Raw genomic sequence first — 26,172 nt, 5'->3', positions numbered from 1 at the left:
CAGCATATAAAATGAAAGACGAAGAAGACGATAACATAATTCCAAACGACGACGAAAATAATCAAGACGAAAACCTGACGGATGACAATCAGGATGGAGATGACGATGAGATTATCAACGTAGATGCTAAACATTTTGAAGGACAGCATTTTTACGAAAATCAAGAAGAAGAAGGAGAAGACGTTATTACCAAAGTAACGGGAATGTACAAAGACTGGTTTTTGGATTATGCTTCATATGTAATTCTAGAACGTGCAGTTCCTGCTATCGAGGACGGATTTAAACCTGTTCAGCGTCGTATCATGCACTCTTTAAAAGAGCTGGATGATGGTCGTTATAATAAAGTTGCCAATGTTGTAGGTCACACCATGCAGTATCACCCACACGGAGATGCAAGTATTGGTGACGCCATGGTACAAATTGGTCAGAAAGATTTATTAATTGACTGCCAGGGAAACTGGGGAAATATCTTAACGGGCGATGGAGCAGCAGCTTCGCGTTATATTGAGGCACGTTTATCTAAATTTGCTTTGGAGGTTTTGTATTCTCCAAAAATTACAGACTGGGGTGTTTCGTATGACGGACGTCGTGCAGAGCCAAACAATCTTCCGGTAAAATTCCCATTGCTTTTGGCACAGGGAGCAGAAGGTATTGCAGTTGGACTTTCGACAAAAGTTTTGCCTCATAATTTCAATGAATTAATTGATGCTTCGATTAAAATTTTAAAAGGAAAAGCCTTTACGCTATATCCTGATTTTATGACCGCAGGTATTGCCGATGTTTCCAATTATAATGATGGATTTCGCGGCGGACGTGTGCGTGTGCGTGCTAAAATTTCGCAATTAGATAAAAATACTTTGGTGATTACACAAATTCCGTTTTCTACCAACACATCGACTTTAATTGATAGTATTTTGAAAGCCAATGATAAAGGTAAAATCAAAATAAAGAAAATTGAAGACAATACCGCTGCGGATGTTGAGATTTTAATTCACCTTTTTCCGGGCGTTTCACCGGATAAAACAATCGATGCTTTGTTTGCTTTTACAGCCTGTGAAACCTCTGTTGCGCCTTTAGGATGCGTTATTGAAGACAACAAACCATTGTTTATTGGAGTTTCTGAAATGTTGAAAATTTCAACACACAGAACAGTTGATTTACTTCGTCAGGAATTAGAGATTCAGTTAGAAGAATTAAAAAATAAATGGCATTTTTCTACTTTGGAGAAAATCTTCATTCGTGAAGAAATGTACATTGATTTCAAATTGTATTCTGACAGAGAATCACTTTATAAATATTTATACGACCGTTTTGAGCCTTTCAAAAAATCATTCGTTAGAGAAATTAACGATGATGATTTACAACGTTTGACTCAAATACCAATGATTCGTATTACTCGTTTTGACTCTGATAAAGCTGATGATTTTATCGCGAAGTTAGAAGACGAAATGAAAGAAGTAGAGCATAATCTGGAGCATTTAACAGATTTTGCGATTGCCTATTTCACCAAATTAAAAGAGAAATACGGAAAAGGCCGTGAACGTCAGACTGAACTTCGTGTTTTTGATAATGTTGAAGCTACAAAAGTAGTTTTGCGTAATACAAAACTATTTGTAAACCGAGAAGAAGGTTTCGTAGGAACCAGTTTAAAGAAGGACGAATACGTAGCCGATTGTTCTGACATTGATGATGTAATTGTGTTTTTACGCGACGGTAAAATGATGATTACAAAAGTCGATGCAAAAACATTTATCGGAAAAGATATTATACACATTGCTGTTTTTGATAAGAGTGATAAACGAACGATTTATAATATGATGTACCGTGACGGTAAATCAGGCCCTTCATATATAAAACGTTTTAATGTTACGGGAGTAACACGTGATAAAGCTTATGATTTAACAAACGGAACAAATGGTTCGCAGGTTGTTTATTTTTCACATAATCCAAACGGAGAAGCAGAGGTTGTTACCATATTATTACGTCAGGTAGGAACAATCAAAAAATTGAAATTCGATATTGATTTTGCTAAACTGGCTATTAAAGGACGTGCCTCAAAAGGAAATTTGGTAACGAAATATCCAATCAAGAAAATTGAATTAAAAGAAAAAGGAATATCGACTTTACTGCCAAGAAAAGTTTGGTTTGATGATACCGTAAAACGTTTAAATGTTGATGCAAGAGGTGAATTGTTAGGTGAATTTAAACCAAGCGATAAAATCTTAGTTATAAGCCAGACAGGTAAATTAAAAGTCATTATTCCAGAATTGTCGACTCATTTTGAGGAAGATATGATTATTTTGGAAAAATGGAAACCTAAAAAGCCTATTTCGGCTATTTATTATGATGGAGAAAAAGAGCGTTATTTCTTAAAACGTTTCCTTGTTGAAAACGAAGGTAAAGAAGAAAGTTTTATTACAGACCATCCAAATTCGCAATTAGAAATTGTCTCAACAGATTATCGTCCGGTAGCACAATTGGTTTTTGCGAAAGTAAAAGGAGTTCAAAAAGAAGATTTACATATTGATGTTGAGGACTTTATAGCTGTAAAAGGTTTCAAAGCCTTAGGAAATCAATTAACTACAGATAAGCTAAAACAGGTTAATTTATTAGACCCGCTTCCTTACGAAGAGCCAGTCGAAGAAATTCCTGAAAAACCAGAAGTATCAGAAGATGATCCTGTAGAAACAGAATTAGATGACGACGGCCAGATAGGTTTGGTTTTAGACTAAAAAATAGAAAACGCTAAGAATTGATTTCTTAGCGTTTTTTTATGTTTACTAATTTAATTTTCAACAGGTGAAAGAATTTCTTCTTTATTCCATTTGACTTCATTATTTTCAATGCTAACAGAAATAGTATCACCATCTTTCACTTCTCCGGAAATTATCTTTTTAGCCAAAGGTCTTCTTAAATGACTTCTAATAATGCTTTTTATTGGTCTAGCTCCATATTTAGCATTATATCCGCTTTCGGCAAGATAAAGCTTGGTTTCCATAGGAATTTCAACTTTAATATTGATGTTTTTCAATAAATCCATGAACTCTTTTTTGAGATGAATTTCAAATATCTTCAATGCATTTTCTTTACTGATAGGCGCAAAAGGTACAATCTCTGTTAATCTTCCTAAAAATTCAGGTCGGAAATAATTCCCCATAATTTCCATTAAAGAAGTTGACGTTGGAATTTCCCCATTATTGAATGTAGTCACAATATGATCAGCCCCAATATTTGAGGTAAAAAGTATAATAGCATTCGAGAAATCACCTTCTTTACCTAAACGATCATGAAGTTTTCCTTCGTCCATAATTTGAAGAAAAACGTCAAAAACAGAAGGATGTGCTTTTTCAATTTCGTCAAATAAAACAATCGAATACGGTTTTTGCCTCATTTTATTTACCAGCAATCCACCTTCTTCATAACCAACATATCCTGGAGGTGCACCATAAAGTAAGGCTGCAGAATGTTCTTCTTTAAATTCAGACATATCAAATCTGATAATAGCATTTTCATCCTGAAAAAGAAATTCAGCCAAACTTTTGGCTAATTCTGTTTTTCCGGTTCCTGTTGGCCCAAGAAAAAAGAAAGAAGCAATAGGCTGCCCAGCTTTGCTTAATCCTGATCTGGATTCTAAAATTGATCCTGTAACTGTCGCAATACAATGATCCTGTCCAATCACTCTTTGGCTTAAAACTTCTTCAATATTATTTAATTTTTGTTTTTCTTCTTCCTTTAATTTTCCTGCCGGAATTCCGGTTTTTTTAGCGATAATTAAAGACAAATCAAAAGCTTCGATGTGAGATCGTTTATCAAGTGCTTTCTTTTCAAGAATAGTAATTAAATTTTCGATATAATCTACAATTGATGCTGAGGTTTCAAAAGTTTTGTTTTCGTTTTGTTCCTCAACATCCATTAAGAATGTTGTCTTATTTACTAAATCAATCAAAAACCAATTGTATTCTTTTAGTAATTGAATTTCAGATAAATTATTTTCGTTCTTCTTTAATAAATCTAATTTAGCTGTGATTGATTGTTTTTCATTAAGAAAAGTTTCTCCCGAAGTTTTTAAAACCGACATCGTATGATCGATAAGATTAATGGCTGATTCCGGAAGACTTTTTTCTTTTAAATATCTTCTTGATAATCGAATAGATTCAGAAATGGTTTCGTCGTCAATTTGTATTTTATGATGTTCCTGATAAGATTTAATCGATTCTCGAATCATTCGAAACAAAGTCTCATCATTAGATTCTTCCAATTTTAAAATTTCAAACATTCCAGAAAGACTTTGTTCTTTTTCAATTCTTTTAGAATATTCGTCAATTGTTGAGGTAGCAATAATATTTAATCCTTTTGCTAATTCTGCTTTCAAGACATTTGAAATACCAGAATCTCCTCCGTTTTTATCTAATAAAGTATGAATTTCTTCAATGATAAGAATAGCTTTTGGAAACTGCTGCAACTCCTGAATGCAATTTTTTAAACGATCTTCAATTTCACCTTTATAAGATGCACCTGCAATTAAAGAAGATAAATCCAGTTCAAAGAGCTGAGTTTTGTTTAAAGTATCAGGAACTTGATTATCAATTACATTTTGAACTAGTGTATCGATTAAAATTGTTTTTCCAATGCCTCTGTCACCAATTAATAAGACATTAGGTTTTGAGAAACGGCATAAAATTTCTTTTATCGCATTAAGTTCTGCTTCACGACCTATAGCAGTTATTTTATTTGGTTTCTTGATTACATTCTTATGAATAGAATATTTGCTTAAAAAACCTTTTTTAATTTCTTTTTTAGAACTAACAATTTCGGTCGATGTAATAATTTCATTTTCCAAAAGTTCATTTCTGGAAATCGGATAGGTTTTCATTTGATCAAAACTAAAACCTACGCCGGGAGAACTTATTGCGACAAGAATAGCATATAGACTTATTTCATCCTCATTTAATGCAATTCTTACTGAATCTGCTTCCTTGATAATTTCATCAATTAAATCACTGGGTTCTGCATCGAGAACATTGGTGTTTTTAGGTTCATCTTCCATTCGCACCTCTGCCCATTCATCAAGATAATAAACATCTTTACTCATAGTTTCGAGACGTTTTAACAACGATAAATCGCGATTTAAAATGGCTTTTAATAAATGAGATGCAGAATAGTATTTATTCAAATTGTTTTTAGCAATTTTTTTAGCAATCTCAAGAGCCGTTAACAATTCTACACTAAAAATATTTTTTTCTTCTTCCATATCATTTAATCTTTATGCCATATCAGGTACTTTTTAACTTTATAGTTAATATTCATTCCTTTAATGCAGTTGTTTTGTTTGTCTTTATTAAGACGAATTGATTCTATTTTTATTTTCTTTCCTTTTAAAGAAGCGCATAATTGCGAAAAAGTGATTAATTCTTTATCATTTTTTACAACAGGAATATCAAGATCATCACATAAGAACTCTGTAAAATCATCTTTTACTTTACTTCCTTCTGCTACTTTATTTAATAGAATTTCAAATTGATCTTCAGATATTTTTGGTGCTTTTTTAATAGGTGCAATACTGTCTTTTTGTGTTTTATTTTTTGGAGCCACAGGAACATATTGCAGCATGTCTTCGAGAGGATCTTTTTTTACAGAGCCTCGTGGCAGACTAAATGATTCTGCGTTTTTTTCGTAAACGTAAGAGGTGACATCCAACGGATTTGTTTTTTTTATTACTCTCGGATGTACATAAATAATTTTTTTAGCAACGCGGCTAAAATCTCCATTAATAACAAGAGTTATTGTTTTTTCTCCCGGAGTTAAAAATGTATAAACAGGATTTGATGATGTTTCGATAATTCCTCTGCCTTCGCCAAATGCCCATTCCCAGGTTTTTGCATCTCGTGATATTGAATTGAAATAAGTAGGCTGGCCAACAGTAATAATTTTTGAAGTAATAATTTTGGGAGTTCCCAGTTTGTCCAGTAAATATTTGTCCTTTAAGATAAGTTCACGGGTATGAACGCATTCTCCGTTTATAGTAAGCGTTACGATATATTTTCCCGGCTCTTTATAGGTATGAAAAGTATGTCTTCTGGTATCCATCATTGATCCGTCCCCAAAATCCCATTTCCATGATTTAGCATTGTGCGTTTTGTCGTAAAACTCAATGGGTTCCTCACTTTGAGAATGGTCTGATAATATATAATATTTTACATCATCGCAGTCTACATGTTTAAAAAACTGTATTAGAAATGAAATAATTCCAATCAGTAAAAGAATACTGAAAAAAAATACGATCCTGATGTCTATTTTTTTAATGTTCATTTTGCTTGTATATGTAATAGCCACAAAAATAAGTTTATTTAATTTAATATTATATGTAAAATCTTATAAAATTTTAAATAATTATTATATATTTGTAGATATATACTTACTTAGTATTAAGAATGAGATAATACCACTTCAATATCAAATCCTGGTTTAAAGCCTCAAAATGAATAAATCAGGTTTTTATTTTATAAATATCGATCAATATTAAAATTTTATGAAGCAGCTATTTGTTGTGTTATTTATCATTATATGTTTTGGATGCAGCAGTAAAAAGTACATCGCACAAATTCCATTTAAATATGATTATTCACTTGACTTGTTAAAAAAGCAGGCAGAAATGGAAGAAACCGGCTTAAAAAATAAAACCATTGTAAATGATAATTCTGAAAACTTAAGCGATGAAGTTTTGTATCTAAAAGAGAAATATTCAATTGTATTGGCTGTAATGCCAAGTAAGATTAGAAATTATAAACTTTACTCGTATTTCGATCCATGGATCAATACTCCTTATAAAGAAAAGAGTTTTTCTAAAACGGGAATAGACTGCTCTTATTTTTTACAGTCCTTATATAGTGATGTATATAAAGTAACACTGCCTAAAGATCCTGCCGGAATGTGGAAATCGAAATCAATTCAGGTTTTTACCGGACGCACATTTTTAACCGAGGGAGATTTAGTTTTTTTTAGATATGATAAAGATCATCCAATTTCTGATGTGGCTCTGTACCTGCATAATGACAGGATTTTGGCCTGTACAGATAAAGGATTAGGAATTTACAATTTTAATGATGAGTATTTTCAATTACGTTACATAGGAGCAGGGCGAATAAATGAAGACACAAGAAAAAAATAAAAAAGATCTTGAAAATTTAATCCAGGAAATTGAAAGTATTCCTTATGATATTCGGGCAGAAATTATTGCCAATGAACTTATAGAGAACCATGAAATTTCGAGTGATGAAATTTCGGTTTCAAATCAGGGACAGTTTTCAAGAGCTTTTAGAAGTGATGTTTTAGGAGCTGTAATTCAGGATGACAATTATATCAGACAAGATTATGTTACGCTCCTTTTGTCAAGAGACAGTATGTATGATTCTCTGCCGGAAGGATTTGTTCATAGCATAAATGAAAACAATGCTGATAAGTCCGTTAATCAGATGATTAAAGAGCACAAGCATCAGAAAAAACAAGAAAATGAAGCACGGAACTTTTTTAATCCTTTTGAGAATGAAATTTTCCACTATCGAACAAAAATTGAAAGCGTTGAGCGAGATTTTTTATATAAACTAAATGGAAGTATACCATTAGATTTTTTCTATGATTTTTGGGGTTTGTCACACAATTATCCGGCAGTTTTGGTTTCAAAATTCATTCAGCTTTTGCCTTACACCTATAAAATTGTAGGAGATATTGATTTGTCCTGTCGTTGTTTAGCCAGTATTATTGAAGAAAAAGTTATCTATAAAGTCACAACTTCAAAAGAATACAGTGAAGAAAGAGAACAAATTAATTTAGGAGAAAACAGATTAGGTGTCGATTTTATCTGCGGAAATAAATACATGGATTATTCGATGAACCTAACAATTGAAATTGGCCCAATAAAGAATAATTCATTTGAAAATTATATACATAACGGGCAGATAAAACGATTTATAGATTGTTTTTATGAACACTTTTTTCCGATGGAAGTAGAGCCAAAAACAGTTTTAATAATGAATCAGGAAACAGAAGAATTTAATTTTAATAAACAACCTGTGTTAGGGTTTACAACACGAATTTAAAAATGGTTAAAAAGCATTTATTAGCACTTATTGATGTAAGACTCATCGTATTTTTAGTTGTAATTATAGCACTTTGCGGTATACTTACTTTATTGCTTAGTGATAAAGTAAAAAATTTTGCATCAACTTATAAAAAAGGATTTTACATCTATGTTTTTTCCTTTGCCCTTATTTATGCATTAGTAGCTTTTTTGGGGTACAATAAATTATTCAACGAACTCTCAGATGAGTTTATGTTTTATCAAATAGCCTCTTTACTGTTTGGAGTATTGCATGTCTGGCTTTATCGCTGGCATTTTCAGGAATTCCAGGTTAAAAGTATTGGTATAGAACTGCTGTTTTCGCTTTTGGTTGTGTTGTATTCAAGCGTTTTGTTTGCTATAATTTATACAGCATTAAACGGAATAGACCTCGTATTTATAATGTATTCTCATTTTATTGTTTTTATAATTCCTACTGGAGTTTATGCCATTTTTGAATACATGATGAAGATACCACCTCGAGAATACGTTACGTGGAGAATTCCGAAAGGCGAAAATCCTTTTCCTGAAATTGAAGAGGTAGAAATGAAAGACCTTTTATTAATAACATTACTAATTCAGAGACATGAAGATAGTAAAGATTTTATAACCATTAGATCTAAAGGTCCGGTAAGGATTGATTTTGCCCCCCTGTTTTATAATACAATTACAGGTTACAATACACAATATCCAGAAAATAGAATTGATTTAGACCGCAATGGAGAAAACTACAATTGGGTATTTTTTTTACAAACAAAATGGTACGAAAGCACAAAATATGTAGATGCAGATTATACTTTGGGAATGAATGGTATAACTGAGAATTCGGTTATTATTTGTAAAAGGCAAAAAGAAGAAGTTCTTAAGTCAGATAAAGAAAATAATCCAGAAGATGAAGCTTTTACTTATCAGCCTCAGATAAAAAAAGCAGCTACAAAAGAACAACAAGTTTAAGACAAATTAAATTATTCAAGAATGTATTATACAGATGAATCTGAGTTATCATTTTACAGCAAATTTCGTATTTACAAAATAGCAAAAGGAGACACGTTGCAAAATGTAGCTCAAAAGCTTGGTATAGAAGCGAGAGAACTTAGAAGATATCATAATACATATTGTCTAATTTCCGATTTAATTGAAGACGATTTTAAACGTTTTTCAAAGTTTTTGATTTTAGCTCCTGAAAAAGATGCTTTTGAGATTAAAGATGCAATAGAGAAAAAGCCCAAACAAGTAAGCTTAGGAAAAAATAACAAATTACTTTTTTTACCTAAAGGAATCTCTAAAGATTATAGTGCTCAATATACTTTTGAGTCTGGAGGTAAAATTGACAAAATGGAAATGGCGGTAAGGGTTAAATGGATTGCTGCTGATGAAAATAAATATAATTTGTTTGAGATTACAAGGTCATTAAATCTGTTCATAGATGACAATTTACCTGATCGAATGATGGATGAGCTAGGGGCAAAAATAGTAGAAGTTTTATATCCGTTAAAAATTATTGTTGACGAGTCAGGAAAGTGGATTGATATTTATAATTATGATGAAATAGTATTACGTTGGAAAGATAAAAAAAGTGAAATTTTTGATTACTATAAAAAAGAAGCAAAAGTAACACAAGGTTTAATAGAATTTACAGAAAATACGTTGACAAGTCCAGACAAATTGTTCGAGATGCTCCGTTCAGATTATTTTTTAAGATCTTTTTTTAATGGCATTCACACAGCTTATACAACAGATTATGAGTTTGAAAATGAAGTTTTATTTCCTTTAGAAAGAAATGAGGAATCTATTTTTAAAATGCAGCAAAAAATTAATCCTTTTTTAAATGATGTCAGTTTTATAGAAGTGGAACAAAAAGGAAAGTATGTAAATTCTGGAGACGGAATAAATTTTAATGTCAAGATCCAGAATGGCAACTATAATGCAATGTATTATTTAAATTCTTATTCAGGTTTTATTGAGAAAATGAATTTAGAATGCAGTATTGATTTTGAGGACCCTATAAAAATCAGTTTAAATATTGAGTCTTTAAAAAAAGATGAAACAAAATAAGAACAGATTATCTAAAGTATTTCAAAAAAATATTGATTGTATCAATATCAATAATAAAAAGAACAAATCATGAGTGGAAAACACGTAGTAGTTCAGGGCGCAACGTTAAAATGTAAGTTTAGTGAAAAGCCTCAGACGGATATATTAAAAGTAAAATCGCAGAGTAAACATTTTGCAAACGATAAAGATGCATCAAAAAAGCTAATTGCAACCACGAAGGAAACGGGACAGACTTTAGAAAAAAATACTTTCGGCAACTGTAAATTACAGCCCATGGGAAGCAGTTATAAGCCTTGTCAAGCTGTAATATCGCAATGGGGTGCCTTTTATGAAAAAATAACCCTGAGTAATCAAGGTAAAATATTAGTAGAAGACAGCAAAGCAACTTGCCCAATTGGCGGACCTGAGTGTATTACAGTTGTAAAACACGGACAACAGGCAGAACCAAGCAAACAGAATGTCAAAAATGCCAGAGAACTTTTGAGCAATCAGATCAATCCGTTGGTTGATATGGCTGAATTAAAAGAGAGTTTAGAAGATCAAGATTCAATTTGTAAGTAAATAAAAGTACTATGTCAGATTTTAAAATAATTGGAAACCCAAATCCTGTCGTTGGTGTTCTTGAAATATATACTGTGAGTGATTTTTTTGAGAAGGTTCCAAGCAGTCCTCTTAGTGAAGAAAACAGCTTTTCTTATAATCCAGTTCACTGGGAAGTGTATGTTCTAGAACTTGGTAAATGGCGAAAAACAAAAGAGAATGATAAGAAGGGAAATAAGGTTTCTTATACTTTTTTGGAAAAAAGTCTGACGAGAAATGGTATTCGTATTCTAGCCAAAAAAGGTGACAAAGTAGCGCGACTAGATATTAAACCACTTTCTGCACAGCCAAAAATTGATCATATTGAATTATTAGATAAAAACGGAGCCAAAATAAACGGACGTTTATCATACGGACAAACCGTTAAAGCAAGGGTATTTTGTCTGAACATGGAAAAACGCAGAGTATCTGTTACCATGTGGGAAGATGATGTAAAAGGTGCCGGACATAATAAAGCCAATGAAAAAAACTTTATAGAAACACTTTCAGGAATTGTAAAGTTTGGAAAAGCAGATATTGATTTTTTATTAAAACCAAGTTTTGCAAAAATTGCTGAAAGAGGAGGTCACGAAAAAGATAAAATTCATGAGTTTTATGTAACAGCAGAATACAACGATGGCAAAATAGCCAGCAATAATGTAAATGTAAATGCGCCCGAAACGCCAGTAGCTCCGTATAAAGGAAAAACAAGTCCGCAACAGTCTGTTAAAAACAAACCTGCTGAGCAGAAACCTAAAAATGATTCACAGAAACCTACTGCCCCAAAAGCAGTAAAAGGCAAAATTAATGCTGTACATATTACAGATACTGCCGGACATCAGATTAAAGGTGTATTTAAAGAAAAAGAAATTAAAGTCTGGATAAATTCAACTGGATTGACTGGTAAAGAAGTTTGTCTTAAATTGTATGATGAAGATTTGGTTAGCAATGACCTGTTGTTTACTGAAAACTTCACGATAAAATCTGATCTTCATGCGTTAGTTGTCTCATTAGATACTATATCTAGAAGTCTAAGCGGAAGTAATTGGGCAGAAGGAGATGAGCAGGAACTATTTGTAGAAATCGAAGTTCTACAGACACATGATTTTGTAAAAAGTGCAGTTGTTGATGTTGATGCTACGGTTTTTAAACCAGATCCTGTTGAACAAACTAATAAAGTTGCTAAAGTTGGCGAAGCAGATAAGAATGATAAGAAAGAGAAAGTAGTTTGCCAAAAATGTATTGATCCAGTAACTGTAAGACAACTTGAGGACTTATTTCCAAAAGCTGACAAGGATACTTTAAAGACTATTGCAGAAACATATACGAAGCATATGAAAGCATTAAAAATGGACACTTGTTGGAATAAAGCCCATTTTTTTGCTCAGGCTATAGTTGAAAGTGGAAAAAGCTTTAAATTAAAAGAAGGAGAAGGTATGAATTATTTGGCTGATGATCTATATTTAGGTAGATGGGATCCAAAAAAGAAAAAATATATTACTATATTTTCATATTTTAAAACTAGGAAAGAAGAGGCATATAAATACGGTAGAATTGAAGAAATAAAGAATGGAAAAAAAATAGTTACTCAAGTGGCTGATCAACAATCGATAGCGAATCGTGTTTATGCTAATAGAGTAGGTAATAAAGGGATTGAATCAGGTGATGGATGGAATTTTAGAGGGAAAGGATGTATACAATTGACCGGTAGAACTAACTATGAAAATGCAAATAAATATACTTTAAAATATGAAAATGCGGATATAGTTAAGAACTCGGATTTAGTTGCTAAAAATATTAAAATCGCAGTTTTATCATCTATGGCATATTTTGATATGTATGGAGTTAATAAAAAGGCAAATAATTGTAAAGATGTTAAAAACAAAATTGCTCCAATGATTGGAAATGATGTTCCACTCCAAAATGGAAAAACTAATCATGGAGAAAAACAAGAAGCATTTGATGATTATACTTCTAAGACTTTTTCTATAGCTAATTGTAAATATGGAACTGCCGTAAATAAGGAAGAGAAGAAAGAAACTGGAAAAGGTGTAACAATTAGGTTAGTGCGAAAATGGGAAACAAAGAAATCGACTATTGGAGAATTTACTATCGATGATTCTGATATAAAAGGATACATACTAGAAGAGAAGGGACCAGATACAACGGTTTCTGGTATAGAACAAAGAGTTCCTGTAGGGACTTATAATTTAAAATGGCATAATGGAACTAAGAAAAAAGGAGTTTTGAAATTGTATAATAGTGATGTATCTGAGGACAGGGCTATTTTAATACATTCAGGAAATACAGCAACAGATACTGAGGGTTGCTTGTTGGCAGGAAGTACAAAATCTACAGATTTTGTAGGTGATAGTAAAGCAAAAGTCAAAGAAATAAATGATTATGTTAAAGAGAAAGGTGTTGAGGGGGCAAAAATTATAATAACAGCAAAATATGAATAAATATCTTGTAACCTTTTTATTATTAGTTGTATACAATATAAGTGCACAAAATAATTTAAATATTCAACAACTTAAGGAAGGATATTATACTAAAAATAAAAAAGTATTTATAGGTAATTTTCCTAATAATTTTATAGATTTTAAATCAACTTTTGGTTGGAATGATAAATTGGATAAACCAAATGCATTATATAGTGAAGCGAATGATTTTATAAAATATTTTTTTGAATTGTCATCTAACAATGAGAATTGCAAAAAAAAGATAATAAAAATTGCGTGTCAAGCTAAATGGGAAGCTGATGCGGTTAATTATTTTCATATGAATTTAGTTTTATTGGTTGAAAAAGATGAAAATTTTGATAAAATGTTGCAAACATTGGATGATAAAGATTTGAATGAATTCTGGCGCTTTTATTTTGATATTGAAAATTTAATTTATTCGCAAAAACTATATATTATCCTTGATGCTTCCATGAAAGAAAAAGCAATGTCTGTTTTTAATATATTGAAAAAAGAAAGGAGTAATGAGAGTGATAAACATAGAAAATTATATAAATATCAAATTTTTGATAAAGATGGCTATAGTAATTTAAGAAAATACGGTAACTCTAAATCTGATGTTATAGAAAAAATAGAAAATAATGAAATTATAAATGTTTTGGATAATTCCGAAGATTGGTGGTTTATCCAAACGAATAAAGGATTAGTAGGATTTGTACATAAAAGTAGAATAAAAGTAAAAAATTGAAATGGGGAAAAAGTTTTTTTTAAAGATTATCATCTTAACGTTATGTTTAATTTCTTGTAATGAAAAGAAGGAAAAAGATTTAGTTGTTAAAGAAAAAGATACTAAAGAAATCGTCAGTGATACTTTAAGTGTTAATAAAACAAAAGATTACATTGAGGATTATAAAGCAAAATATAAAACAAAAAAATATAATCTAAGAGTTGAAAAAGATTGCGACTTAAATATGGATGGTCAAATGGATAAAATTGTCATTTTTGAGCCTTCTGAAACAGCTAATAATAAACAAACAAAAGAATCGCCTGTTTGTGTTTTTATCAAAAAAGAAAAGGACTATGATGTTTATGAAAATAAAAATATTATTTACACTTCTTTTTTTAACTCAATGGCAGAAGGTCTTCAAGATTTAGTAGTTAAAGACAATTATTTCACATTCGAAGAAAATAATCAAGCAGGAGAAGTTAGAGGTAATGACTATATAACATTTAAGTATGACTTAAAATCCAAAGAAATTGTATTACACAAATATAGTATTGAATTAATTAGTGTTGATGGTGAAAACGATAAAACTTTCACATATGGAAAAGAAGTATTCGGAAAGATATTCTTTAATGATTTTGATATTGATAAAATAAAAGAGAAAATCAACAATTAGGGAATTAAATATTTTGAGCTTACGACGTTGAATATTAAAAATAAAATAATAAAGAAGTAAGCTCCTTGACATATTGAAAAGAAAAGCCCCGCTACCGCACGAATCCTTTCGTGTGGCTGTGTGCAGGGTTAAAGTCTAATTTCTTAATATGAATTTAATGTATAAAAAATGATTAGAAATTTTAAGTAGAGACTTACCCCATGAAAGGATTCGTGCGGTAACAGGGGAACAACAGATTTATTTAATAGTAGTGAAGAATCAGGATGGAAAGGATTAGATGAATCCAGACAAAATAATTTTAATGATGCGTTATATAAATTTGGTTGGGAAAGTATGTTATCACAATCTTATGGAGAAAGAAAAGAAAAACTACTTAATAAATGTACTAATGACAAAGATAATGATCATAATCATAATCATAATGATCACCTACATATACAAAGTTATACTCCAAAATTAAAAGAAATTTAACATGAAATATTTTTTATACCTTTTTTTTCTAATTCAGATTCAGAATTGTAAATCAGATACCAAATTAGAGTCAAAAATATCATCAAATAAAAATGAAAAAGTTAATAAATCGACTCAAGATAGTTATTTGATAAATTCTGTAGATAAAATTGCTATTGGAAAAAAAATTAAGGAAGAAAACAAAATAAAAGAATTAAAAAGAACATTAAAGAACTCCTATGAGAGGGAAATTATGAGGCCTTATAACTGGGATATTTTTTTTTCAAACAATGACTCTTTATTGCAATTTTACGATTATAAATTTTTTGTAATTAATGGGGTTAAATTTAAATCTTATTATATAAAAATACATTATGAAGATGGTTGATATGAAAGTATTCTATTGGTAAATGAATTTTTAGATACAGAATATAATAGTATGATAGTTTACGAATGTGTAGAATCCGAGGAAAATTATTTAAGAAATACTCATGTAAAAGGAGATGAAATTGAAATAATTTTTAAAAGCCCCAATCAATCTGAAAAACTAAAATTTCAAGTAAAAGATGGGATGTTTTTAGATTATTTTGATCTTCAAATAGTTAATAAAAAATGGGGCGATAAAGAAATTATTAATTCAAAGGAATTTTTTGAATACCAACTAAAAGGTAAAACTATTAATCATCTTAAAAATGGTTACTGGATTGAGAAAAGGTATTCTTTTGAATATAATAAAAGTATCGATCAAGAAGGTAATTATATCAACGGATTAAGAAACGGTGATTGGTATTTTTCTCCCGAAGGACCAGTAGATGTAATAAAGAAATTTGATAAAGGAATATTTATTTCAAAATCATATCCTTAAATGAATTTACATGAAAACAAAATTTTATAGTAATGGAGAAAAAATTGAATAGGCTGACAATAATTTTAAAAATATTGATATTGAGTTTGTTTATAAATTCATGCAATGGGCAACACAAAACTAAAGTAATAGAAAAATCAAAAGAAGAAATTATAAAACATAATAATGATGAAAATACTGATTTTTTAGATAAAAAATATTTAACAGGCTATTTATTAAATATTGATGGTTCTTCTTTGTCAGAACATCCAATTGTAAATTATCTTGACTGTGAAAACGAAGGTTATTTTACTATGCATTTTATACCTAAAAGCGATACTCTAAGGGTTTTCTGGACAGATAAATATAATAAAATATATAAGTACGAATATGACGATCTGGATACAGAAAACAAGCATATAAGTGGTATTTTAAAAAACAATTATAATTTATATAATATTTTTTTATACAAAATTAATAAAGAATATATAGTAAGAGATAGTCTATGTTCCAAAGAGAGTGTAAACATTAAAGATAATAGCATTGCAAATATTTATCTATTAGATCAAACTAATAATAGTTGGAATTTAATAAAACAATTAAAAGAAAATGTCCTTCCTCCGTATCATGATAATAATTATTTTTTAAAACTATTTCCAAAATTGTTTTCTTTTGATAAAGTTTTGAAATTAAATGAAAATAGAAATGTTGCTTATTCGTATGATTTTGATTTGGATCAAGATGGAATAAAAGATAAAATCATGCTTTATGCAAATGATGAAGAAAAAGGAGATTTTGAGAGAATTCATTTTGGACTTCCAATGGAAATAAAAAAAGGTTTGCCAAATAATACTTTTCAAAAGTGGTATGAAAATAATAATATTATACCCAAGAATAATTTTAATTGTGTCGCAGAAGGATTTAATAGAATCGTATTTAAAGGAAATTATTTTACAATAGAAGATTACATATGTTCTGATTATATATCTATTTCAACTTATACCACTTTCAAAGTATTTAAAGACAAAATACTTCTTCATAAATACAGTCAAACCTACTTTGACAAAGCCGATCACGATAAAAAAATACCATCAAAAACTTGGACACAAAAAGATTTTAATGATGTTAATTTTGAAAATGTTACTGAAGATTTTCTGCTAAAGATAAGTCAAACAAAACCGAAACAATAATAATGAAGTTTAATGCAAATTCCCTCGTTAGGGTGAGTGTCTTACCCTAAAATAGTTTTACATAAAAAGTGTAAAAACATGAATATAAAAAATATAATTTTTGATTTTAAATATAGAATAGTCAATATTTAAAATAATACCGCACCCAAAAAAATTTTCCAAAAACAAATAAACCTTAATTACTAGCCGCCATAGCTAATAATTATCCCCATAAAACCTTATGTAATCAAATTACATGAGGCATTTTGCTATGGAATAAACCAAACAACATTAAAACGAATAAAAATCATGATAGAAAAATTAAATCATTTTCCGGTAAACTGGATTGACGGAATGAAGATCAACAAAAATCATTTTTTGGCCATGCAGGACAATGTTTCTGAATTGGTAAATGATGCAATCGGAATTCATACTACGCCCATGAGTTACGGTTTATTAGACTCAGGAAACCACAGTAAAGAATCGACCAAAATTACTTTAGGAATCGATAACCATAAACTTTTGCGCGTTCGGGTAGAAGAATGTCACGCCATTACGCCAAACGGTTCGAGAATCGAAATCAGTAAAGCAAATACAGACACGCTCGATCTACAAGTTCCGTATCCCGAAGATACCTATGAAATGAAAGATGGTGAGCAATTAGAATTGTTAGCATGTATTTCGGTTAATTCCAGAAAAAGAATTCCGTTTGGTGAACCAGACCCAGATGAAGTTCCGCCAAGATATCCCTATACACAGCCGGAGTATAAACTTCATCTTATAAAATCAGAAGAATTTCGATCAGGAATAGGGTATGGAGGATTCTATCTCGCGATTGGAAAAGTATTAGTAGGAGACATTTCTGTTCTTGATGAAGATTACATTCCCGCATCAGTTACAGTCGCGTGTCATGGAAAATTAACAGATATGCAAGCGCAGATAGCACGTTCGTTTGGCCAGATAGAAATTTATTCTGTTCAAATTTCACAAAAAGTCAATCGATTTCAACAAAGTGGAGTTTTGGCTCAAACGGTATTGCAATTGGCAGATAATACAAGTTATTTTTTAGGAAATTCTCTAACGCAGTTTCGCTGGTTTTCACTGCATCAGCATCCGGCTGCAATGCTAAGCACAGTTGTTTCTTTTGCAAGGGTAATGAAGAATTTTATTGACTCAAAATCGGGAGCGGGAAAAGAAGAGCTCTTAAATTATTTTGCAGAATGGTGTGACCTTTCACAAGGCGATTTAGAAATACTTTTTACAACCTTAATTAATTCAAACTATGATCATGTGCATATTGATAAAACAGCCTCTTTGGTAATGAATTTCCTCGTGAAAATTGATAAGCTTTTTGAAACCTTAAGCAAGCTTGACTATATAGGAAAGAAAAAAGAAAACATCGAATTGTTTGTCGCCGAAACCGAGAAAAAAGACATCGTACACAACCCGAAAAGACATGGTTTTTTCATTAAAGATTAATTTAAAAAAAGCAAATATAAATTATGGAAGTATTAAATAGAACAGAACGTCGAAAAGCTTTTGGAGCTTTTTTAGTTGCCTTTACTATCACGTTTATTGTGATGCTGCTTGCTGTTTCCTTCAACTTTTACATGCCAACGGCTGAAAATAAAATGCTGAAAGCAGAGAACGAAATGATGAAACGTGAATACGATTATCAAACCAATTTCTCCATTAAAATTGATAGTGTAAGAATGACAGTTGACTCTATCAATTCACCAAAAGTGGATAATGATTTTCAGCAGCGACTGGCTAATGTTATGGTAGCCAATATTTATCAAAAAATCCCAAAAGATTCTACAGATAACAAGAAGCTGTATAATAATATCATTTTGGCCTATAAGAACATTATTGATTACAAAAAGCAAATCAGAAGTCTTACGCATAATGCTCATTTGATTGACAGTTTAAACCAATCGGCAAAAACATACAAGGAAGAATTAGAAAAAGTAAGCAGGGATTTAGATGTCTGTCGTCAGATTTATCAAAATCAATAAAAGAATCGAGTTTAAAAATAATAGAATAATAACCATTTAAATTAAAAATTATGTTATCAAATTATGGAATTGGAGGAAATGAAGTAAAGTTGGATGCAGATGAAGCAATCAGCGCAATTCCTCAAAACAGAACACTTGTAGCGCAAAAACTGACGGTTGATGCACCAATTAAACCGGAATTAGTAGAAGGAATTACAAATGTAGAAAAAGCTTTTGAACACTTTAAGCCAGAAGTAAAAGTAAACTTTGAAAATGCAGACGGAGCTACAAAAGTAGAAGCTTTGAAATTTAAAAACTTAGGCGATTTTGGTGTTAAAGGAATCACGGCACAAAGTAGTTTTTTATCAGATTTAGAAACCGAAAAAGATCAGTATCAAAAAATCATCCGTCAGTTAAAATCAAATAAAATACTGAAAGCGGCTCTGGAAGACGGCGAAGCAAAGAAAGCGTTACTGGAAAGCCTTGGAACATTGATTAACGAATTGAAAGAAAATAAATAACACTTAAAAATAAAAGATATGTCAAATAAACAAGCACATCAAAATAGTGGTGAAGATACTGCAGTTTTAGAACGTAAAGTTTCTGGTGTTTCTATTGAAAAAAATGTAGAAAAATTAGCCAAATATGGCGGATTTGATTTACTGGAAATGGCAATAGAAGGAGTTCAGAACCTAAATCCGGACAGAAAAGCAAGAAGAAAAATTTTTCTTGGCGAAGTAAATAAAACCAAAGAAAGAGAAACTTTAAAAAAGACTTTGGAATTATGGTCTTCAATTTTAAGCAGCAACGAAGCATTGACAGATATGGTGGCGCAATGCGAGGACAAATGCAAAGAATCTGAAGTATTATTGAAAAAGAACCTTGCAAAAGCAGTTGCCGATACAAGAGAAATTGAAGCGGCTTATAGAACTGTGGCCTTGTTTTTCAAAAACACGGAAACGGATAAAGTTAAAAACATCACAATTGTAAATGCAGATCTTGAACAATTAAAAGATCTTGATAACACTCGCTTTATTGATGCAATTCATTCTGAATTAGTGGATAATTACGATCGTTTAGACCTTAAAAATAATTATGGAATTTTGGTTATTCCAGGTTATTTAGGATCGAATAAGGTGATCGAAAAATGGGCAAAAATAGCACACGAAAACAAAGTAATGCTCGTAACAGATTTTGAACATCTTGATGAACCGGATGATGTTATGGAAATGTTCGATGCAGCTTCATTAACAGGAGGTGATGCGTATCGTTCTAATGTTATTATGACTTGTAACTGGTTAGTAGGGCGCGGCAGATTTGACCAAATTGGAGAAAATGAAGATTTACACATCGCACCTTCAGCAGCCTTAGCAGGAAAAATCTACAAAACATTAATGTCTCAGGTAACTGCAGGTAAAAAATTTGGAGGAATAAACGAAGTTGATGGCGTTAAGTTTGACCTTAAGAAAAGTGAAATCGCAAATCTTGAAAACCTTGGTTTAGTACCAATGGTAAACGAGTACGGAAAAGTAATGGCTTTCTCTGCAAAAACATTATTCAGCGGTGATAATCTTGGTCTGCAAACCTATTCTGTAGTTCGTGTTTTTGATTACGTGACAAAAGTATTAATGGATTTCCTTAATCGTCGTGCATTTGAAAACTTTACAGCTAAAACACGTAAAGAAATCATGAATCAAATTGTGGCATTCCTTGACGGAATCACTGGTCCGGACAAATTAATTGAGAATTTTGAAATCAGAAGATTTGAGCAGGATCCAATCCAAAAAGATAGAATCTATATGGATATCCATATGAAACCTTATTTCCCGGCAAAAAACTTCCTTATAAAAATGGATGGTCATAAAGGAGATGACGGAACAGAATGGGATACAGATTACGAGCAAAAATAATTGCATTATAACTATAAAAGGAAACACATTTTTTGTGTTTCCTTTTTAAACAGAATATTGATCTTTTTGAATGATCAAACAAAAAATTCAAATTCATGAACGTACTTAAAATTTTATTTTTAGTTGTAGTAATATCTAATTCATATTCAATTACAGCTCAAAAAATTAATCCTATTGATACTTTACATTGTCCTATTTCGCAAAACGAATTATTACTAGACAAAAAAAGCTTTGCCAGCGCACCGCCTATTTTGCTGCGGGTTTTTAATGAAGATTTTGAATATGCAGTTTTGCAGTTAGGAAAACGTAAAAGAAAGATTTATTTATATTTTAAAATTTTTACAGACAACGTTTGTGTCAAACAAAAGCAGCCTTTAGTATTGTATTTTAAAACAGGGGAAAAGTACGTTCTAAAAAACTCATTCAGTGTTAATTGTGATGGAACTGCCGCCTTGCAGCTTACAAGAGGAGACAGAAAAAAAATTATGGCAAACAATATCAATACAATAAGATTCTTTACGCTCAAAAAAGATTATGAGTTTAGCCCAAATAGTTCCGACAATCAAAATCTTAAAGAATATTTGAATTGCTTGAAATTATATAAAATAAAAAAACTTTAGTCGAATTTATTCAAAAACAAAAAAACTTATGGCAATCCCCGAATTAAATCTTTCATTAGGCCTCACAGATAATGATGGATCTGTTTTTTATGCAGGCAGCGGCGAAGGAAAAACGATTGTTAGAACAGATTCTGCTTTAAAAAAGTATAAAATTGATATTATAATTTCTGAACAGCAGACAGGAATAGTTCGCTTAAATACAAATTTAAGTCAAATTGAGGCTCCGTCTGAAATTGAAATTCCAACATATCAAATGATTGTAACAGATAATAAGACAAATGAAAAAGAGTTTTATCAGGTTACTCGTGATACTTATTTTTTTAAAGAAAAAACAACCAGAAAAAGTTTATGGAGTTTCTTGGGATTGAAATTTTTAGAGTCCAAAAAGTTTCTTTTTGAAAACATCACTTTCGAGCCTTTAAAAGAAGCTGTAGAAACTTTTGATATTGCCAGATATCGAAAATTAAGCTACGATGAGCTTACCTATACTTTTCAAAAAGAAGAACAAAACATTCAGCTTTATGCAGGTGATGTTAACAATCTCAAAGTGCAAAAAGGGATAAGCTATTTTATTATTGTTGATGGAAAAAATGGGCAGCGTTTTATAGGTGATATATTATATCGTGAAAAGGTTTTGAAACTAACTCCAAAAGTAAACCTTCATATTATTAAGAGGAAATTAGTTTCTAATGAAGTTGAAACAAATAAAGAGGGCAGAACAGAAAGGTTAATTTATATATAAGATAGAAAGATGAAAGGAGCATTTTATAAACTGCCAATCGATTTTAATACAATACTTCAAAAGAAAGAATTAGAAAAAACTTCAATTGAACATTCTATTGCACAACAAGTAATTCTATTAGCGACAACTACATTTGGAGAATGTAAGTTTGATGAAACTTTTGGATCAAAAATATGGGAAATTGATTTTGATTTGCTGATGAATGAAAACAGTTTAAAAGAAATTATTTCCAAAACAATGAAAGAATCTCTGCTTTTACATGAAAATAGGATAAAAGTAATTGAACTCAAAGTCGAAATATCAGAAACCATGTATTTAATAGATGATGTAAGCAGAGCAAAAAAAAGAGTCGATATTATTATTGATGCAACGATAAAGAGCACCAATAGAAGTTTTAATTTCAGGGGTTATTTTTTTATTGGACCGCTATCTTATAAATAAGTAAAAATATTTTTTGTTAAAAACGCTATTTTGTGGCTTGTATTAGCGATTTTGATAAAATGTAATAATAAAGCTACAATTAACTATATTGTGTAAGAAATAAATTATATATTTACGATATAAATAAATAAATTAATAACTAAAAATTTTTATTATGTCGTTTTTAACATCATTGACAGTTGCAGGAAAAGATTACAAAGTACTTAACGTAAGTTATGATTTAGCTCAGGAAACTGATGCTTCAGGTCGTCCATCTACAGTAACACGTGGAGGAAGAATCATGATCGAAGTAGAATCAACTGGCAGCACAGAATTGTTTGAATGGATGACTAACAATTTCGAAAGAAAAGATGGGTCAGTAAAATTCATTAAACGTGATTCTAATGCTACTTTAAAAGAGTTGAAATTTACAGAGGCTTACATGGTGAAGTACAAAGAAAACTTTGATCATAACAGTGATAATCCGTTAACGGAGACTTTTATGATTTCTGCACGTAAAATTTCGATGGGCGGAGGTGAGTTTGATAATGCTTGGGTATAATACCTAAGGACTTCATCAAACTTAATTAAGCTTGAAACTATTAAAGGAAGTCCGTAAAAGGCTTCCTTTTTTATTTTAAAACTTCAACAATAATAACATCACAATCCAATATTAATTAAATACCGATATACAAATGAGCTTTTTATCAAAATTACAAATAGACGGAGAAGAATATAATGTACTTGAATTTAATATAGATTTTAAACAAGAAATAGATACTTCGAGCAAACCAATAGGAAATGCAAAAGGAGGAATTATAAAAGTAATAATTGAGGCAACACAAAACAGCCTTTTTCTGTCATGGATGTTAAATAGTGACTTAACTAAAGATGGAAAAATTATTTTTTACAGAAGAGATGCCTTAAGTAAAATGAAAGAACTAACGTTTGAAAAAGCATTTTGTATTAATTATCACGAACAATTTACCAGCACTACTGAAGTGCCAATGAAAATTACAATGGAATTAGTAACTAAAGAACTGACTTTTGGTGAAGCAAAATTCTCCAACAACTGGATTGCTTTAGACTAAGTTTTTAATAACGAATAAAATACTATTTCATTATGGCACATTTCTCAGATCAGGTACATATCACTATTGGGAGTTTTACACAAAATATTATTTATTATGATTTAAAGCTGTCACAAAAAATGGCAGATCATCATCATTTTTCATTTGTGTGGCAATACACTGGTAAAGCAGTTATAAACCCAGTTGATCAAGCCAAAGCAATGCGAAAATATATTGGTGATGAAGTTATTTTTACTTTCAAAAGCCTGACCGGAATCAGGCTTATGAGCAAAGGAATTATTACCGAGGTATCTTCGATTGATAGACATGGAAGCGCAGCCGGTCTGCACATTACTGGAATAAGCCATAGTAAAGTAATTGATGATTTGCCAAAATCAAGAACCTATTTGGAAAGAGGTATGGACGATATTGTTGTAGATCTATTGTCAGAAGGCCCAACAGAATTTTACCAGAGAGAATCTATTAGATCAACTTATCTAAAAGAATTCAATTATATGGCGCAGTACAACGAAACCAATTTTAATTTCCTTAAAAGATTGGCAGCCCGATACGGCCAATGGTTTTATTTTGACGGAATGCGCATGCAGTTTGGGCAGCTTAAAAACTCTAAAATTAAACTCATCAACGGCGCTTCTCTGCATAGTTTTAAGATACAGGCTAATATGACTGCACATACAATTTCGTTAGCAGGTTATGATTATAATAATGCATCAGGCATTCGAGATTCATCTGCAAAAACAGCCACAGGAAGTAAAGACAGTTTTGCTTCTATAGTAGGATTTAATCAAGGCACTGTAACACAAGGTGAATTGAGTATTGGTGCTTATACCAATAATGCTCAAAGCAAAGAAGAAATACAAGAAATGATCACACTGCAGACAGCAGGAAGTGATGCAAACAGTGTGTACTATAGCGGAATATCCTATTTCCCTTTAGGATTAGGGCAGACTTTTACTATTGTCAACCAAACCATAGAACACCATTTAATAGTTATAGAAGCCATACATCATTCAGAAGTTCATGGCAATTATAACTGTGAATTTAAAGCAATTCCTGCCGATGTTTCGGCGCCGCATTATACCAATACAAAGGTTTTCGCTAAAGCAGAAACACAGCCAGCAAAAATAAGAGACAACAACGATCCCGAAGGACTAGGTCGCGTAAAAGTAGATTTTTACTGGGCAGCAGGAACCAAATCAAGCCAGTGGATAAGAATGATTCAGCCGCATACCGGAGCAGGAAAAGGATTTTATTTTATCCCTGAAATTGGTGAAGAAGTTTTAGTAGGTTTTGAAGGAGGAAATGCCCAAAATCCTTATGTAATGGGAGCACATTATAATGGGAATGAATCTTCGGGTTATAATACTCCAAAAAACGATATTAAAGCTATTCATACCCGTAGCGGGCATATTGTTAAATTCACAGAAGACGAAAGTATTATCATTACAGATAAAATTGGCAATGAAATACATTTAGACACAATTGACGGAAACATCAATATTACAGCACCAAAAGTAATAACAATGACCGCAACTGATATAATTATGAATGCTTCTCAAAATATTACTTTAATAGCAGGAATGAATATTAGTGAGAGTGCAGGAGTTGATAAAACTACAATGATTGGAATGATGCATAATGTTAGTGTTGGAGGAAATCAGATACTGAATGTTACGGGTGATTTTATGGAGCATATTGAAGGTGATTTTAAATCTCATACTGAAAAAGAAAGACATGAAACAGGTTTAGAAGGTATTCAAAGTAATAGTGAAAAAGACGTTAATAAACATGCGCAAAATAATATTCAGCATAATAGTGGAGAACGAACTAACCAAAACTAAATTATGAGAATAAGATTTGTAAAAGGAACCATAACAAAAACTACCGGCGGAAATCATAATATGTATTCTAACGGAAATATTGTTACTAATGCAGGAGGTTCAATTAATGAAACTGCTGTAAATGGAATTATGTATGGAGAACCAGAGAAGGCGCCTGTAAATATGTTTAATAAAAAAGTTATTGATATGTATTGGACATATGGAGAAACAAAATTATCAGACAAATCAAGATTTTATGTAGATATGAATCTTGTTGTGAAAACAATAAATTATAAAGAAGGGGAAAATATTGAAGTTTATATAAAAAGTGAAGATGGGGAACCATTAACAGATGATCAAAATGAATTGATTCTTAAAGGTGTAGTAAATAAGGAAAACATAGTAGTTTTTGAGAATGCATTAAAAGACTATACATTAAACCTTTTTGGAAACGAAGAATTAGAATCTACTACAGAATAAATTAAGGCATTAATCACTTA

At 31.0% G+C, this 26,172-nt stretch carries 25 protein-coding genes; 23 read left to right on the top strand and 2 right to left on the bottom strand.

The window, feature by feature from the left end:
• Positions 1-11: 11 nt before the first annotated feature.
• Positions 12-2,732, top strand: a complete 2,721-nt coding sequence (locus BUE10_RS04200; RefSeq protein ID WP_073482585.1) for a DNA gyrase/topoisomerase IV subunit A — start codon at positions 12-14, stop codon at positions 2,730-2,732.
• Positions 2,733-2,785: 53 nt separating this feature from the next.
• On the opposite strand, the gene BUE10_RS04195 is transcribed toward BUE10_RS04200, so the two are convergent.
• Both BUE10_RS04195 and BUE10_RS04190 read right to left on the bottom strand, forming a co-directional pair.
• On the bottom strand, positions 2,786-5,251 hold the full coding sequence (locus BUE10_RS04195; RefSeq protein ID WP_073482583.1) for an AAA family ATPase: 2,466 nt from the start codon (positions 5,249-5,251) through the stop codon (positions 2,786-2,788).
• A 5-nt stretch (positions 5,252-5,256) separates the two neighbouring features.
• Positions 5,257-6,309 carry a PKD domain-containing protein gene (locus BUE10_RS04190; RefSeq protein WP_073482581.1) on the bottom strand — a complete coding sequence of 351 codons (1,053 nt, stop codon included), beginning with the start codon at positions 6,307-6,309 and terminating at the stop codon, positions 5,257-5,259.
• A 220-nt stretch (positions 6,310-6,529) separates the two neighbouring features.
• Here BUE10_RS04190 and BUE10_RS04185 point away from each other — a divergent pair, with 220 nt between their 5' ends.
• The 22 genes from BUE10_RS04185 to BUE10_RS04080 all read left to right on the top strand — a co-directional run bounded on the left by BUE10_RS04185 (position 6,530) and on the right by BUE10_RS04080 (position 26,152).
• On the top strand, positions 6,530-7,168 hold the full coding sequence (locus BUE10_RS04185; RefSeq protein WP_073482579.1) for a C40 family peptidase: 639 nt from the start codon (positions 6,530-6,532) through the stop codon (positions 7,166-7,168).
• The gene (locus tag BUE10_RS04180) at positions 7,146-8,096 is read left to right on the top strand and encodes a type VI secretion system baseplate subunit TssG (protein WP_073482577.1); all 951 of its coding nucleotides are present in this window, start codon (positions 7,146-7,148) and stop codon (positions 8,094-8,096) included. Before BUE10_RS04185 ends, BUE10_RS04180 begins: the two co-directional genes overlap by 23 nt.
• 2 nt (positions 8,097-8,098) lie before the next feature.
• Positions 8,099-9,070, top strand: a complete 972-nt coding sequence (locus tag BUE10_RS04175; RefSeq protein WP_073482575.1) for a TssN family type VI secretion system protein — start codon at positions 8,099-8,101, stop codon at positions 9,068-9,070.
• A 21-nt stretch (positions 9,071-9,091) separates the two neighbouring features.
• Positions 9,092-10,171 (top strand): peptidoglycan-binding protein LysM, encoded by a 1,080-nt coding sequence (locus BUE10_RS04170; RefSeq protein WP_073482573.1) that lies wholly within the window; start codon positions 9,092-9,094, stop codon positions 10,169-10,171.
• A 69-nt stretch (positions 10,172-10,240) separates the two neighbouring features.
• The gene (locus BUE10_RS04165; protein ID WP_073482571.1) at positions 10,241-10,732 is read left to right on the top strand and encodes a DUF4280 domain-containing protein; all 492 of its coding nucleotides are present in this window, start codon (positions 10,241-10,243) and stop codon (positions 10,730-10,732) included.
• Positions 10,733-10,743: 11 nt separating this feature from the next.
• Positions 10,744-13,212, top strand: coding sequence for a DUF5675 family protein (locus BUE10_RS04160; RefSeq protein ID WP_073482569.1), 2,469 nt, complete (start codon positions 10,744-10,746; stop codon positions 13,210-13,212).
• Positions 13,205-13,960 carry an SH3 domain-containing protein gene (locus tag BUE10_RS04155; protein WP_073482568.1) on the top strand — a complete coding sequence of 252 codons (756 nt, stop codon included), beginning with the start codon at positions 13,205-13,207 and terminating at the stop codon, positions 13,958-13,960. Before BUE10_RS04160 ends, BUE10_RS04155 begins: the two co-directional genes overlap by 8 nt.
• 1 nt (position 13,961) lies before the next feature.
• Entirely contained in the window at positions 13,962-14,612 is a 651-nt protein-coding gene (locus BUE10_RS04150; RefSeq protein WP_073482566.1) for a hypothetical protein, read from the top strand.
• Between the two features lie 472 nt (positions 14,613-15,084).
• A complete protein-coding gene (locus BUE10_RS04145) occupies positions 15,085-15,450 on the top strand; it encodes a hypothetical protein (RefSeq protein WP_073482564.1) in 366 nt (121 codons plus the stop codon).
• Positions 15,451-15,501: 51 nt separating this feature from the next.
• Positions 15,502-15,927 carry a hypothetical protein gene (locus BUE10_RS04140; protein ID WP_073482562.1) on the top strand — a complete coding sequence of 142 codons (426 nt, stop codon included), beginning with the start codon at positions 15,502-15,504 and terminating at the stop codon, positions 15,925-15,927.
• A 32-nt stretch (positions 15,928-15,959) separates the two neighbouring features.
• Entirely contained in the window at positions 15,960-17,096 is a 1,137-nt protein-coding gene (locus BUE10_RS04135; protein WP_073482560.1) for a hypothetical protein, read from the top strand.
• A 288-nt stretch (positions 17,097-17,384) separates the two neighbouring features.
• Positions 17,385-18,554 carry a hypothetical protein gene (locus BUE10_RS04130; RefSeq protein WP_073482558.1) on the top strand — a complete coding sequence of 390 codons (1,170 nt, stop codon included), beginning with the start codon at positions 17,385-17,387 and terminating at the stop codon, positions 18,552-18,554.
• A gap of 23 nt (positions 18,555-18,577) precedes the next feature.
• Positions 18,578-19,090, top strand: coding sequence for a type VI secretion system TssO (tssO, locus tag BUE10_RS04125; RefSeq protein ID WP_073482557.1), 513 nt, complete (start codon positions 18,578-18,580; stop codon positions 19,088-19,090).
• Positions 19,091-19,140: 50 nt separating this feature from the next.
• Positions 19,141-19,590 (top strand): hypothetical protein, encoded by a 450-nt coding sequence (locus BUE10_RS04120; RefSeq protein ID WP_177178050.1) that lies wholly within the window; start codon positions 19,141-19,143, stop codon positions 19,588-19,590.
• 18 nt (positions 19,591-19,608) lie between these two features.
• The gene (locus BUE10_RS04115) at positions 19,609-20,979 is read left to right on the top strand and encodes a DUF5458 family protein (RefSeq protein WP_073482554.1); all 1,371 of its coding nucleotides are present in this window, start codon (positions 19,609-19,611) and stop codon (positions 20,977-20,979) included.
• Positions 20,980-21,074: 95 nt separating this feature from the next.
• Positions 21,075-21,599, top strand: a complete 525-nt coding sequence (locus tag BUE10_RS04110) for a hypothetical protein (RefSeq protein ID WP_073482552.1) — start codon at positions 21,075-21,077, stop codon at positions 21,597-21,599.
• A 28-nt stretch (positions 21,600-21,627) separates the two neighbouring features.
• Positions 21,628-22,341, top strand: coding sequence for a hypothetical protein (locus BUE10_RS04105; protein WP_073482550.1), 714 nt, complete (start codon positions 21,628-21,630; stop codon positions 22,339-22,341).
• Between the two features lie 9 nt (positions 22,342-22,350).
• Complete coding sequence (locus BUE10_RS04100) at positions 22,351-22,782, top strand: GPW/gp25 family protein (RefSeq protein WP_073482548.1); 432 nt, start codon at positions 22,351-22,353, stop codon at positions 22,780-22,782.
• Between the two features lie 154 nt (positions 22,783-22,936).
• Positions 22,937-23,323, top strand: a complete 387-nt coding sequence (tssD, locus tag BUE10_RS04095; protein WP_029269192.1) for a type VI secretion system tube protein TssD — start codon at positions 22,937-22,939, stop codon at positions 23,321-23,323.
• Positions 23,324-23,456: 133 nt separating this feature from the next.
• On the top strand, positions 23,457-23,852 hold the full coding sequence (gene tssD / locus BUE10_RS04090) for a type VI secretion system tube protein TssD (RefSeq protein WP_073482547.1): 396 nt from the start codon (positions 23,457-23,459) through the stop codon (positions 23,850-23,852).
• A 32-nt stretch (positions 23,853-23,884) separates the two neighbouring features.
• Positions 23,885-25,693 (top strand): type VI secretion system Vgr family protein, encoded by a 1,809-nt coding sequence (locus BUE10_RS04085; RefSeq protein WP_073482545.1) that lies wholly within the window; start codon positions 23,885-23,887, stop codon positions 25,691-25,693.
• Between the two features lie 3 nt (positions 25,694-25,696).
• Positions 25,697-26,152, top strand: coding sequence for a hypothetical protein (locus BUE10_RS04080; protein WP_073482544.1), 456 nt, complete (start codon positions 25,697-25,699; stop codon positions 26,150-26,152).
• Positions 26,153-26,172 lie beyond the last annotated feature (20 nt).

The sequence above is a fragment of the Flavobacterium sp. CF108 genome (assembly GCF_900129795.1).
GTDB lineage: Bacteria > Bacteroidota > Bacteroidia > Flavobacteriales > Flavobacteriaceae > Flavobacterium.
The sequence above is the reverse complement of the archived record's forward strand: the minus strand, read 5'-3'. Positions and strand labels throughout refer to the sequence as shown.

Excerpts from the sequence above, each read along its gene's own strand:
- BUE10_RS04200 (WP_073482585.1), top strand. The coding sequence starts at position 12 with ATGAAAGACGAAGAAGACGATAACATAATTCCAAACGACGACGAAAAT.
- BUE10_RS04195 (WP_073482583.1), bottom strand. The coding sequence starts at position 5,251 with ATGGAAGAAGAAAAAAATATTTTTAGTGTAGAATTGTTAACGGCTCTT.
- BUE10_RS04190 (WP_073482581.1), bottom strand. The coding sequence starts at position 6,309 with ATGAACATTAAAAAAATAGACATCAGGATCGTATTTTTTTTCAGTATT.
- BUE10_RS04185 (WP_073482579.1), top strand. The coding sequence starts at position 6,530 with ATGAAGCAGCTATTTGTTGTGTTATTTATCATTATATGTTTTGGATGC.
- BUE10_RS04180 (WP_073482577.1), top strand. The coding sequence starts at position 7,146 with ATGAAGACACAAGAAAAAAATAAAAAAGATCTTGAAAATTTAATCCAG.
- BUE10_RS04175 (WP_073482575.1), top strand. The coding sequence starts at position 8,099 with ATGGTTAAAAAGCATTTATTAGCACTTATTGATGTAAGACTCATCGTA.
- BUE10_RS04170 (WP_073482573.1), top strand. The coding sequence starts at position 9,092 with ATGTATTATACAGATGAATCTGAGTTATCATTTTACAGCAAATTTCGT.
- BUE10_RS04165 (WP_073482571.1), top strand. The coding sequence starts at position 10,241 with ATGAGTGGAAAACACGTAGTAGTTCAGGGCGCAACGTTAAAATGTAAG.
- BUE10_RS04160 (WP_073482569.1), top strand. The coding sequence starts at position 10,744 with ATGTCAGATTTTAAAATAATTGGAAACCCAAATCCTGTCGTTGGTGTT.
- BUE10_RS04155 (WP_073482568.1), top strand. The coding sequence starts at position 13,205 with ATGAATAAATATCTTGTAACCTTTTTATTATTAGTTGTATACAATATA.
- BUE10_RS04150 (WP_073482566.1), top strand. The coding sequence starts at position 13,962 with ATGGGGAAAAAGTTTTTTTTAAAGATTATCATCTTAACGTTATGTTTA.
- BUE10_RS04145 (WP_073482564.1), top strand. The coding sequence starts at position 15,085 with ATGAAATATTTTTTATACCTTTTTTTTCTAATTCAGATTCAGAATTGT.
- BUE10_RS04140 (WP_073482562.1), top strand. The coding sequence starts at position 15,502 with ATGATAGTTTACGAATGTGTAGAATCCGAGGAAAATTATTTAAGAAAT.
- BUE10_RS04135 (WP_073482560.1), top strand. The coding sequence starts at position 15,960 with ATGGAGAAAAAATTGAATAGGCTGACAATAATTTTAAAAATATTGATA.
- BUE10_RS04130 (WP_073482558.1), top strand. The coding sequence starts at position 17,385 with ATGATAGAAAAATTAAATCATTTTCCGGTAAACTGGATTGACGGAATG.
- tssO (WP_073482557.1), top strand. The coding sequence starts at position 18,578 with ATGGAAGTATTAAATAGAACAGAACGTCGAAAAGCTTTTGGAGCTTTT.
- BUE10_RS04120 (WP_177178050.1), top strand. The coding sequence starts at position 19,141 with ATGTTATCAAATTATGGAATTGGAGGAAATGAAGTAAAGTTGGATGCA.
- BUE10_RS04115 (WP_073482554.1), top strand. The coding sequence starts at position 19,609 with ATGTCAAATAAACAAGCACATCAAAATAGTGGTGAAGATACTGCAGTT.
- BUE10_RS04110 (WP_073482552.1), top strand. The coding sequence starts at position 21,075 with ATGAACGTACTTAAAATTTTATTTTTAGTTGTAGTAATATCTAATTCA.
- BUE10_RS04105 (WP_073482550.1), top strand. The coding sequence starts at position 21,628 with ATGGCAATCCCCGAATTAAATCTTTCATTAGGCCTCACAGATAATGAT.
- BUE10_RS04100 (WP_073482548.1), top strand. The coding sequence starts at position 22,351 with ATGAAAGGAGCATTTTATAAACTGCCAATCGATTTTAATACAATACTT.
- tssD (WP_029269192.1), top strand. The coding sequence starts at position 22,937 with ATGTCGTTTTTAACATCATTGACAGTTGCAGGAAAAGATTACAAAGTA.
- tssD (WP_073482547.1), top strand. The coding sequence starts at position 23,457 with ATGAGCTTTTTATCAAAATTACAAATAGACGGAGAAGAATATAATGTA.
- BUE10_RS04085 (WP_073482545.1), top strand. The coding sequence starts at position 23,885 with ATGGCACATTTCTCAGATCAGGTACATATCACTATTGGGAGTTTTACA.
- BUE10_RS04080 (WP_073482544.1), top strand. The coding sequence starts at position 25,697 with ATGAGAATAAGATTTGTAAAAGGAACCATAACAAAAACTACCGGCGGA.